The organism is Sinomicrobium oceani, assembly GCF_900119185.1.
GTDB classification, from domain to species: Bacteria; Bacteroidota; Bacteroidia; order Flavobacteriales; family Flavobacteriaceae; genus Sinomicrobium; species Sinomicrobium oceani.
On record NZ_FPJE01000023.1, the window covers coordinates 57786 to 69918 of the forward strand.

General features: G+C 43.7%; 9 protein-coding genes. 1 reads left to right on the plus strand and 8 read right to left on the minus strand.

What is annotated here, in order from left to right:
• The 8 genes from BT112_RS17260 to BT112_RS17295 all read right to left on the minus strand — a co-directional run bounded on the left by BT112_RS17260 (position 1) and on the right by BT112_RS17295 (position 10093).
• On the minus strand, positions 1-1839 hold the full coding sequence (locus BT112_RS17260) for a type VI secretion system Vgr family protein (RefSeq protein WP_072318701.1): 1839 nt from the start codon (positions 1837-1839) through the stop codon (positions 1-3).
• 17 nt (positions 1840-1856) lie between these two features.
• Entirely contained in the window at positions 1857-2360 is a 504-nt protein-coding gene (locus tag BT112_RS17265) for a DUF6843 domain-containing protein (protein ID WP_072318703.1), read from the minus strand.
• Positions 2350-3132 (minus strand): hypothetical protein, encoded by a 783-nt coding sequence (locus BT112_RS17270; protein ID WP_072318705.1) that lies wholly within the window; start codon positions 3130-3132, stop codon positions 2350-2352. The genes BT112_RS17265 and BT112_RS17270 overlap by 11 nt, the downstream gene beginning before the upstream one ends.
• 11 nt (positions 3133-3143) lie before the next feature.
• Entirely contained in the window at positions 3144-3539 is a 396-nt protein-coding gene (gene tssD / locus BT112_RS17275) for a type VI secretion system tube protein TssD (protein WP_072318707.1), read from the minus strand.
• Between the two features lie 335 nt (positions 3540-3874).
• Positions 3875-4261, minus strand: a complete 387-nt coding sequence (gene tssD, locus BT112_RS17280) for a type VI secretion system tube protein TssD (protein WP_072318709.1) — start codon at positions 4259-4261, stop codon at positions 3875-3877.
• Positions 4262-4618: 357 nt separating this feature from the next.
• Positions 4619-5926, minus strand: coding sequence for a TolC family protein (locus BT112_RS17285; protein WP_072318711.1), 1308 nt, complete (start codon positions 5924-5926; stop codon positions 4619-4621).
• A gap of 12 nt (positions 5927-5938) precedes the next feature.
• Positions 5939-9010: an efflux RND transporter permease subunit gene (locus BT112_RS17290; RefSeq protein WP_072318713.1), complete on the minus strand. Its 3072-nt coding sequence runs from the start codon at positions 9008-9010 to the stop codon at positions 5939-5941.
• 27 nt (positions 9011-9037) lie between these two features.
• Positions 9038-10093 (minus strand): efflux RND transporter periplasmic adaptor subunit, encoded by a 1056-nt coding sequence (locus tag BT112_RS17295; RefSeq protein ID WP_072318714.1) that lies wholly within the window; start codon positions 10091-10093, stop codon positions 9038-9040.
• A gap of 327 nt (positions 10094-10420) precedes the next feature.
• On the opposite strand from BT112_RS17295, the gene BT112_RS17300 reads away from it, so the two are divergent.
• Positions 10421-10972, plus strand: coding sequence for a DUF6252 domain-containing protein (locus BT112_RS17300; RefSeq protein WP_072318716.1), 552 nt, complete (start codon positions 10421-10423; stop codon positions 10970-10972).
• Positions 10973-12133 lie beyond the last annotated feature (1161 nt).

The window sequence follows — 12133 nt, forward strand, 5'->3', positions numbered from 1 at the left end:
TCAGAATAGTTTAGATTTTTCCGCGCTATTGAACTCTATGGTACTACCGCTTTGCATGGTCATGTTTTCACCTTCGCTGAACATGCTGATCTCATTGGCAATTTCGTTGGAAGTATTGGCCTGTCTTAAAAAATCATTCTCCACTATTTCTGTTCTTTCATCCGACATTTCGGTTATGGTTCCCGCTGCACTCTGACTAATATCCTTACCGGCAGTAACCGCAATATCTTCATTGGCCGAATTCGTCATATTCCCACCGGCGCTTACACTTACATCCTTACCTGCCGAGATCGTAATATTTTCTCCGGCGGTAAGATTAAAATTTTTGGGAGCATTAACGCTGATATTCCCCTGCCCGTCCATAAACCAGGTATTTCCGGATGGGTCCTCGATAAATATACTGCCTTCCGCATCGTTCATTTTTATTTTGGTACCACTGCGGCTGTGAATTACTTTGAGATCATTATTAGCCGTAGCATAACCACTTTTCTGGTTTCCGTTATACATTGTCCCGACTATATATGGTTTCTCCGCATTACCGCCTTCATAGGATACCAGCACTTCTTCACCGATTTCGGGGATAAAATAAAATCCTTTACTTCCACCTCCATGAGGCTGTACCATCCGTATCCAGGGACTTTCGTAATCCCAATGAAACTTCACCTTAACTCTTCCCAGTCCTTTAGGATCATTATTATCGGTAACCATAGCAGGTTGCGTTTCTGCTACGGGAGGGGTTAAAACGTCGGTATACGGGGGGACTTCCACGGTATCCGGAACTCCGTTGAATTCGTTGGTATAATTTCCGGTCTCATCACAGATATGTGTTATTGAAGTGATGTAATAACTGCCAAAAGCATCTTCTTTCACACCATCTGCCGGATCGCCCGTCAGAGAGAACATGGGCTCCTTTATACTGACAACATCTCCCGGCCGCAGTCCTGTTTCGGTAGAAATCCCTTTAGCGACCACCAAACCGGCTACCTGACCGTGTAACTGCATTTTTACGCGATCGTGCATGTGACTCTGTATGTTACCTGCACTCACCTGATGATGATAATACGAAGAGGCCCCGTTATCGGTAAAAGCGCTCTGTGATGCCCGGATCATGGCCTGAGACAATCCCTGGGCCTCATACCCTATTTCTCCCGAAGCCGTACGCTGTACCTGGGCATTTTCGGCATCATAGGCCGTATATCGGAACCCCAGGGGTTTTATACTCAAATGTCTGTTGAATTTTGTTATGTTCTGACCGTAAACCAGATCGAAGGATTCGGAAACCGGTTTGCCAAATACCAGTTCGGTGCCGTTATAATAAAACCATGCTCCCTTCTTTTTAGCCATACGGCATAAAAATCCGAAGTCACTTTCTTTATACTGTACGGTATAATCCAAAGCGGTATCCCTGGCAATCTGTACGTTCAGGTTCACGGCGTCCTTAAGTGCTCCTACCGTATCGCGGACAATGGCAGATAATTCCTTACCGATATGCGACCGGGTATTGGGTACACCGTCCAGCTTCACCGTGGGGCTTGTCCCGGAGATAACGATCTCTCCTGCAGCTCCCTTGCTCCGGTCCACACTGACATCGGTGATGAGTCCTTTGAACACTAATGGAGAAGTTTCTTTCTGAAGGCTCTTGGATTTTATTTCTATATGAACAGGCTGTCCCATATAATTCTGAGCTTTATCAATAGCCTGGGATATAAATTCTTTAGGCAAAGATTGTTTTATCGAAAAAACATGATGTGCCCGGAGTTGCTGTGCGATGGCAATCGTAGAAAACCTGGTTAACAGTTCTCCGTTTATAGCTATCCTGATATTGGTCTGTATGGCCATAATACAATGTGTTTATGTTATAAACCTTCCCTGGTTTGTGAGGTATCCACTAATTTTACAATGTCAAGATTTTCGGCTTCTTCATAAGCCTCATCTATCTGATCTTTGGTGCCTATGTAGTATTGCACAAATCTAATTCCCTTTTTCCCTTCACTATCTCTACTGGCATAACCACTAGATCCGCCTGTAGCTATTACAGTATCCGCAGGAAGCTCCCTGTCCATAGTAAACCGAATTTCATTTTCCTGATCGATATTCCGATAATAAAATTTTGGGAAATCCGACCAGCCCGGATTAGTTGGAAATTTTGACAACAAAATCCCATTCGAAGGTATCCTGTATATTCGGGCTTTATCCTTGTATTCCTTTTCTGCTCCGTTTTCCTGATCGTAAATAACCAAAATATAGCCGGTATAATTTTCCGGCACTACGAATATAGCTTCCTCACCGGACCGTCCGCACCCTGCAAAAACGGATAGTGCTACAAACAATAACACCGGGATGTTAATTTTAAAATTCATCCTGAATATATTTATTCCATTCGTCAATAGTATAGGTCTGATCACCCTGACAGACACTGGTAAAATTACCATTACTGTCAAACATGATTTGCATATCTACATTAAACAGCGGATTTTTATTATCCCCGAAAAGACTGTGTATTCCCCCGGACTCCTGCTTTGCTCCTAAAAACACTTTGGTCATTCCCGACTGGTCTACCACAAAAGCTTCGGCGCTGGGAAAACTGTCTCCCGTAAAAGAGCCTTTGATGATCAACATACCTTTCTCCTGGTCTTCTGTTACGGATAACGCGGAATGCACATCAAGGCTTGGGGTTATAAAGCCTGGTGTAAGAGGGTCTTTGCCATAGTGATGAAAGTCAAAAGATGCTGTCCCTCCGGAAAAAACCTTATCGCTAATCCTGGATTTTGGAATTCCTTCATCCACCCGTGGAGGAACGTATGGCTGTCCAGGCACAGGAGAAGTTCCATAGAACAATGTGAAGTCACTTCTGGACTGCGGGTCGGTAATCATACCTTCCATGGGGTCAACTATAAAAGTACTCCTTACTCTGGAGGTAACATTTTCACCTATATCCAAAGAAGGCCCTCTCCCATCTCCCCTGAAAAACACTCCTGTAGTCGGAGAAGCTATAAAAGATCGTATATGGATCCGCCACGGCCATTCTCCATGGCTATAAAGTGTAAAATTTAAAACTCCGCGATAGCCTACGCGGGACAATTCTTCGATCCATCCCAAAGCCTCTTCGGCAGCATGTACACTTATATCCATAATTCTATCATTTATAATGCTACCGGCCAGTTCTTGTCGAACCGGGAACCATTGATAGTAATCTCCTTGGCGACAATAGTAATCTCTGCCCGCATAGGTAAAGAATCATCCGCATCAAAAAGCTCCTCATACGCTACACAATAAGCTTTTTTAAATTGCAGCCCCCTCATTTTAGACATTCCGTCCCTTCGGTAAAAGACAAATTCACCATCCCTGACCTGACTCGGATTCCGCATCCAGTCAAAGAGCGATGTACTTTTTGTCAACTCCACCAATACCCGGATACGGCCACCCCTGGGGTCCGCTGCCGGCCTGTCACTATGATCCGTATCCTGGGTCATGGACATCCTGTACCGCAATACAACCATCTCTTCACCGTCAATGGTCAGTTTTGATAAAAAACTCATAATTAAAGTATTATTTCTCTACAAATTATGTTGTAAAATATTTATAAAAATACACTATTATCTGTTTGCCCGGTATCCCCGAAACCCGGTATTTTACCATAAGCGTTTCATAACTAAAAAAGTATAAAACCGACATTACGAATGCCTGTCCGGAAAGGTTATAATTATACCTTAATAAACAGTGCATACCTGTTAGGGTACTACGGTGTATGGTCCATGGCTCACTATGTAAGATAAATGATCCGGATCTATTCTCAGAAAGGGAAAAAATTCTCCTTTATTTCTGATTTTTATACTGATCTGGATTATTCGTTATTCAAAAGGAAACGGAAATTTTACACCCATTCATTTATATGTTCTCCGCCACCGCTGCCTATTGCGCGGCAGGATATGCTAAAAGTTTCCGTTAAGGGGTTGTCGCCGGAAGCATCGAAGTTTTCTTTGTATTTCACCAGATATCCTTCGGTGAAATTCACTTCCCTGAGTTTTGCATCCGTATCTCTTTTCAGATACGTGATCACTCCATTCTTGCGTTCGAAGTTGTTTGTCATCCACTCGAAGAAGAAGGAATCTCCTGTGGATTCTACGGTAAGATTAATCCGTCCTCCACGTGTTACGGATGAGGGACGCCCGGTGGCATCCGTTTCCTGTGCCATATCGTAATTGGCATGAAGAATGTTGACTTTTTTGCCTCCTACGGACAAAGTTGCTTTAAATGACATAATACTGAAAATTTAAAAATTAAGGTTAACTATAAAAAATACCAAATCAAATATTGAACTATATAGAAACCGCAATATATTAAATGTGAACGTATTATGCAAAACAGAATATTAACAAAGTGTTGTCTTTACGTTTACGATGGTAAGAATTATCCCGTAACCGGAAAGACAAAAAGACCGAATACAGAAGAAATAACCTTAAAAAAGACCGAGAAAGGAATACGTCTTCCATCCCCTCTTCACCCTTTTAAATTAAGAAATAACCTAAAAAAATAGTAGAATAAACAGTCTTTATTTCTGTCCGGCACCTAAAAGATAAGGAAGCCTGAACGACGAAAAAACTACAACTATAAAGAATCAGAAAGACAGGCTGCCCGAGATCGCTTTCAGCGTAATTTCGGATAATTTGGCCTGCAATACCGCCTCACTATGCCGCAACTGTGCATTGATATGATTGAGCTGCGCTGTCCTGAACTCCATAGTGGTTATCGTACCTATCTTATATTTTTCCATGGTAATATCCAGGTTTTCCTTGGCTATGGTCTCATTCCTGTGTTCCAGAACGATAAGCCCAAGATTGGTCTGATACGTCTGAAATGCCGTTCCGAGTTGCGACAATAGCGCCTGCTTTTGCTGCGCAATCATCAATTCGTTGTTATCAATGGCTATTTTGGCAATCTTCTCACTGCGGTTTTGGTTAAAGCCATCAAAAACATTCATACTCACACTGAAACCGTAGTTCCAACCATGCGAATTGGAATTGGTTACAAAACCGAGGCTCGATTCTGTCCTGGAAAAATTATATCCCGTCGATGCCGTAATCACCGGATAACGATTTGCTTTAACCTGCTTCAGTTCCAGTTCGGCGATTTGCTTGCTGATGATCCTCGTGAGTAATTCCGGATTACGTTCTTTGGCCAGGACTTCAAGCTCCGGCAGAAACAGCTCCTTGTCTACGGTCATCTCGTCCACCACCTGAAAATCGGTCTTTCCATCTCTGGCCAGGAGTTCGTTGAGCCGTATTTTCGTATTATTATACGATTCCTGTTGTTTCAGCTTCAAGGTCTGATCGGTATTGAGGTCTACCTTGGCATTCAACAGTTCCAGTTTGGAAGCTTTACCAATAGTAAACCGGTTTTGGGCCAGTTCTACACGCTGTCTGGAAATCACCAGGGTGCTATCCAGTACGGCAAGTTGCTGTTGTTGCTGTACCACATCATAATAAGTGATAAGCACATTACTCACATTGGTTAGTATCGCCTGCTTTAATTCGGTTTCCCCGAGTTTTTCCAGTTCCTGAAGCTGCTCGTGCCTGGCAAACATTTTCAGCCCGTCAAAAACAGTCCAATCCAGAGCCACACCATAATTGAGGTTATTGTTTTTGGCGTTGGACAAGGACCGTTCCGTACCGTCTGTCCTGGTCTGGTCCAGGGTCTGAATACTGTTGTTATCATTGAGGACCAGATTCACCCGGGGAAGCATCCCGGCAAACCCTGCGCTGACCCCCAACTGATCGGCTTCATACGAATTCTCGGCCAGCCGTATATCATAATTATTTTCCAGGGTTACTCGTATGGCATCTTCCGGAGTGAGGATATCCTGTCCTCTCCCTTCTGTAACCAGGAGCATAAAAAGTATATATAAAGACAATATTCGTGTACTCATGGGATTTATTTTTTATACGGCATCCAGTTCCGGACGATGTTTTTTCGCTCTCGACCACAATGTATAGATCGCCGGTATCACAAACAAGGTAAGTATCAGTGAAAACAGTGAACCTCCGATAATCACCACTCCCATACCTATACGGCTTGTAGAAGCGGCACCGAGGGAAAGTGCAATAGGCAGGGCCCCCAGTATAATGGTGAGACTCGTCATCAGTATCGGGCGAAGCCGCGATTCGGCAGCTTCGATTATGGCCTGCGACTTAGGCATCCCCTCTTCACGCAGCTGATTGGCAAATTCCACGATGAGAATACCGTTTTTCGTTACGAGACCTATCAGCATGATCGTTCCGATCTGACTGAAAATATTCCAGGTTTCGCCACAAATCCACAAGGAGAACAAGGCCCCTGCTACCGCCATCGGAACGGTGAGGATGATAATAAAGGGATCGATAAAACTTTCGAATTGTGCCGCAAGGATCAGGAAGATCAGTAACAGGGCGAGACCGAAGGCGTAGGAGGTGTTGGAACTACTCTCCACAAAATCGCGCGATTCTCCTCCAAGATCGGTCGTAAACGAATCGTCCAGCACCTTTTCCCGAATGCTCTCCATCGCTTCTATACCATTACCTATGGTCTTTCCTTCTGCGAGGTTGGCCGAGACCGTAGCCGAAAGATAACGATTATGGTGATATAGCTGCGGCGGGCTGCTGTGTTCGCTGATATTAACAAGATTGTCCAGCTGAATAAGTTGTCCGTCTTTGTTTCTCACAAAAATGGATGTCAGGTTTACCGGCGCATTCCGGTCTTTCTTATCGAACTGGCCTATCACCTGGTATTGTTTTCCGTTCATCAGGAAATACCCGAAACGCTGTCCGCTTAGTGACAACTGCAGGGTCTGGGCAACATCGCGTACCGATACGCCCATACTTTCGGCTTTTTGCCTGTCTATATCCACATAAATTTCCGGTTTGTTAAACTTCAGGTCCACATCGGTGAACGAGAACGTAGGGTCTTTTTCGACCTCCCTCATAAATTCCGGAATTTTTTCTTCGAGCTTCTGAAAATTGGGAGCCTGAATAATATACTGAATCGGCGGCCCTCCCCTCCGGTTGACAGAGATCGTAGGCTTTTCGGATACGCTGGTCTTCGCCCCTACATATTTTTTGGACCACCTTCCCAGTGCCGTTGCTATTTCGTGTTGCGAACGTTCCCGGTCTTCCGGTGGCACCAGGGCTACGTTGGCCCGTCCGCTGTTTACCGAAGAAGTCCCGAACCCTGGGGAAGTGAGTATCAGACTTACTTTTTTCTCCGGGATGGAATCGTTTACCAGTTTGGTAATCTCTGTCATGTACCTGTCCATATACTCATACGAAGAACCTTCCGGTGCCGTTACGCTGAGCCGGACAAAACTGCGGTCTTCATACGGAGCGGTCTCTTTGGGAAGGATGGCATAAAACAACCATATCATACCAAGACAGGCAAAAAGTATAGGAAAGCTCAGCCATTTTCGCTTCATAAATCCGGAAAGCGAACTGGCATAGCCTTTATTCATCATCACAAAATACGGTTCGGTGATTTTATAAAACCTGGATTGCTTTTGTTTGCCCGGCTTCATCAGGTAGGCATTGAGCATAGGCGTCAGGGTTAACGACACGAAGGCAGAGATCAATACGGCTGCCCCCAGCACCACTCCAAATTCACGAAACAGCCTTCCTACAAAGCCTTCCAGGAAAATAACAGGCAGAAATACGGCTGCAAGTGTAACGGAGATAGAAATCACCGCAAAGAATATCTCGCTGGATCCTTTGATTGCCGCTTCTATAGGACTCATGCCTTCTTCCACCTTTTTATAAATATTTTCCGTAACTACAATTCCGTCATCGACAACAAGCCCCGTGGCCAGTACAATGGCAAGCAGGGTGAGTACGTTGACCGAGTAACCAAGCAACCACATGATAAAAAAGGTTCCGATAAGCGATACGGGAATATCCAGAAGCGGGCGCAAAGCCATGGACCAGTTCCGGAAAAATAGAAAAATAACAAGTATCACCAGGACGATGGAAATGAGCAGGGTCTCCGCGACTTCTTCCACCGCACGTTTTACAAAAACGGTATCATCAATGACGACATTAAGCTTAAAACCTTCGGGCAGGTCTTTCTGCAATTTTTCATATTCCTCGTAAAAAGCGTCTGCAATTTCGAGATAATTGGTTCCGGGCTGGGGTATAACGGCAACGGCAACCATGGGCTGACCGGAGTCGCTCATTTTGGTTTCCATGTTCTCCCCTTCGAGCGCTGCTTTTCCGACATCGCTGAAACGAACTATACGCTCCCCGTCGGCACGGATAATGATGTTGTCGAACTCCTCCTCGGTAGCGAGATTTCCGATCGTTCTTACGGTGAGTTCCGTATTATCACCGGTGAGTTTTCCGGAAGGTAATTCTACGTTTTGCGCCAGCAGTGCATTCCTGACATCACCTACCGTGACCCCATAAGAAGCCAGTTTAATCGGATCTATCCACAGACGCATGGCATACTTGCGCTGCCCCCATATCTGCACGCTACTCACTCCGGGAATCGTCTGCACACGCTGTGCGATAACATTATCAGCATAGTCAGACAGCTCGAGAATATTCTTCACATCACTTTGTACGGTCATGGAAATAATCCGCTCGGCATCGGCATCGGCCTTACTCACCACCGGTGGTGCATCGATGTCTTCGGGAAGACTTCTCACGGCCTGCGATACCTTGTCGCGTACATCATTGGCTGCTTCTTCCAGATTTTTATCGAGATTAAACTCTATGTTGATCCGACTGGATCCCTGAGTACTGGAAGAGGTTATATTACGGATACCATCTATAGAATTTATGGCCTTTTCCAGAGGTTCGGTGATCTGCGACTCTATAATGTCTGCATTCGCACCGGCATAATTAGTTTGTACCGAGACCTGTGCAGGATCTATCGAAGGGAATTCGCGTATCCCCAGGTACATGTATCCTATACCTCCGAAAAGAATGATAAGGATATTCATAACCAGGGCAAGAACCGGGCGTTTTATACTTAATGTGGATATATTCATCGGGATGAGGTAGTCTGTGTCGGTTAATTAATCTAAGGTTACGTCTACCGGGGTTCCGTTGTCCAGGGCCATAATACCGTAAGTGAGGATGGTATCCCCGGGTTGCAATCCGGAAAGTACCCGCACGTCCTTACTGGTCCGTGAACCGGTCTTTACCTCAACGGCTTTTGCCTTCCCTTCACGGACTACAAAAATCTCCTTACCGTTCTGTATGGGAATAAGTGCTTCTGTGGGGACCATCAGAGCATCGGGAACAATTTCCAGCGGAAAATTGACATTGACAAACATCCCCGGATACAGATCGCCACCACTGTTATCGACCACGGCACGCATTTTCAAGGTTCTCGTGGTGACATCCACTTCGGGTTCTATCGCATAGATCTTTGCGGTATAAGGACGTTTGGTATCGGAAGTCGTAAACGTCAGTGTACTGTTGATCTTCATCCTCGAAACATATTTTTCGGGAATAGCAAAAGTAAGCTTCAGTTGCTCCGTATTCACCAGTTTGGCGACCACAGTAGTCGGGGTTACATACGTGCCTTTAGAGATGTTTCGCAGGCCTATGGTCCCGGAAAAAGGTGCCCGGACCGAAGTTTTGGAAAGCTGAGCGGAAATCAATTCCGATTCGGCCTGAGACGACTGGTAATCGGCACTCGCAATATCATATTCTTCCTGGCTGATGGCTTGTTTCTCCAGCAGGAGTTTTGCTCTTCGCTCATTTTCGGCAGCCAGCTTTTTAGCGGTCTGTACCTTCGAAAGCTGGGCTTTCAACTCGATATCGTTGACCTTGAACAATTCCTGTCCCTGAGAAACTTTAGCCCCTTCCTTAAAGTATATGTTTTCGACGATACCGGGAACTTCACTCCGGACATCCACCTGCTCATTCGCTTCGAGAGATCCGGAAAGCGAAAGCTGGTCTGCAAAATTTCGGGGCTTCAGGACCATCCCTGAAATTTTCACCGGCGACTGTGAAGATTTCTGCGACTGAGGACCCGCTCCCTGGCTGTTTTTGTTGATCCTGTAGGCTATTAGCCCTACCAGCCCGATTCCTAAAAGGCCGAAAACAATCGTTCGTACTTTCATACAACAGATTAGGTTAATTATTTTATTGAGTTAGTAACGGTGGCGCGTGAAAAGCAGATTCAGAAAATCTTTCAGCATTGCAATAATAAGACATTATGTTTCTAAAATAGTTTAATCCGCTTTCAAATTACCGGGTTTCACATTTTTTTAAGAAAAAAGTCCGGAATATCCTACGCACGTCTTTTAAAGTCCCACAACCCACTCATAATCAGATATTATGCATGCATAGTAAATAATTAAAAAACCAACAACACCTACATTAATTTTAATTAAACTACACTATACGAAGGTTTTTACCTATATTTCCAATTCAAAATCTATTGAAAAATGAATCGTTTATCCCATATCCGCTTTTTAATTCTATTAACAACCTCCTTCCTGTTCGCATGTCACAGTGATGATGGTGAAAGTACTACAAAGTATCCGCAACAATATATCACGGCACAGGTAAACGACACACTTTTCGAATGTTTTACGGATAGAAATCTCAAGGTATATTACAGTGAACACCGAGGAGCAACGGTACAGCGTGCACTGCATATTACTGTACGGAACACTTCGGGCAATATATTGAAACTGGATATCACAGGTTATGATGATGACGGCACCTATACTTTTTCTCCTGATGATGACTACAAGAATTCGGGACGGTACGTCAAAAACAGCAAGGTTGACAGTCCGTACTGGCAGACCAATATTCTCGGGGGAAGCGGAAGTATGACATTGAGAATGCTCGATAATGGCTATGCCGAAGGTTCTTTTTCTTTCACCGCTTACAACAAGGAGGAACAGGAACAAGGATCCATTACAGTAGAAGACGGTCGATTTCTAATAAGAATACCCGGAATTCAGCAATGGCAGGAACAAAATCAGGAATAACAAAGAATTTTAATGGATTCTCTTTTTTCATCATCTTCAGGGAGCGGACCGGACCGGGAAAATCGGAAAATTTCATTTCGTATGGTCCTAAAACAAAAAAAGCCCTCCGCCCACGGCGGAAAAGCCTTTCATTGGTCTAACTACTAAACCTGGGTAAATCAGGGGATCTACCCTAAACAACACAACTAATTTTTCAAAGTTAAAAAAAGCTCCGGAATATCGGAGCTTTTTTCTCTTTTTCAGCGGTCCGGACGGGACTCGAACCGAATCTATAATGCTCTTATTATCAATCTTTTATATTCACGTCTTTCCGTTACTCACCGAATAACTCACCACATTGACCCAGACGTTTGCTGCAAATGCAGTGCAAATTTAGTTTTATTTTTCTGATTTAAAAAATAAAACTACTATTTTTAATAGTGTACCTGCATTCTTCAATTTGGCGGGTTTTTGATTTTCCCTGATGGACAAGCCCACATAAAAGATGGAGATACCGTAAATGAAAGTAAAAATTATTCCGAACTCATATCGAATTCTTGAAATGAATAAATTATCGGCTTGAGATTTTTACAAAAATTGAATTATAATGATTTGCAATATTGAACCACTCCTATTGGTGAAGTATTAGTGCTACATGTACTATGTTATTTATGAGTTAAAAATAAATACTTTTTTTAGTTAACGCTGCCATATTTTTCATCTTGAAAGGTTTTGGAAATTTTGTTTAAGGCTAAATAAGAATTAGTGATTTACAATTCACTTCTTCTATCCTCGTACTTCCCACTATTCACAACTTCAAATACGTCCCTGTTCTAACATTTGATCTTGAAAAGGCAAACCAGTTACCCTTCTCCTCACTATTATATACAACGCCCCCAGAAACATCAAGCAACTAGACACTGTAAGTCATATTATCCTTCCCATTTCCTTCTTGTAATCCACCTTCATCAATGCCTATTTCTCTTTATTAGAATCCGGGTTAGAAAAAGAATTTGTTACATACATATCAAAATAAGGCTCGCTACAACGCAAAATATTTAACGTTAGAAATTAACAGTGCTGTGAATATCCTTCAAATTAAGAGATGACACAACTTTGGGTAGGGCCATTACGAAGTATAAAGCGTTGTGAATACCCTTCAAATTAAGAGATGACACAACA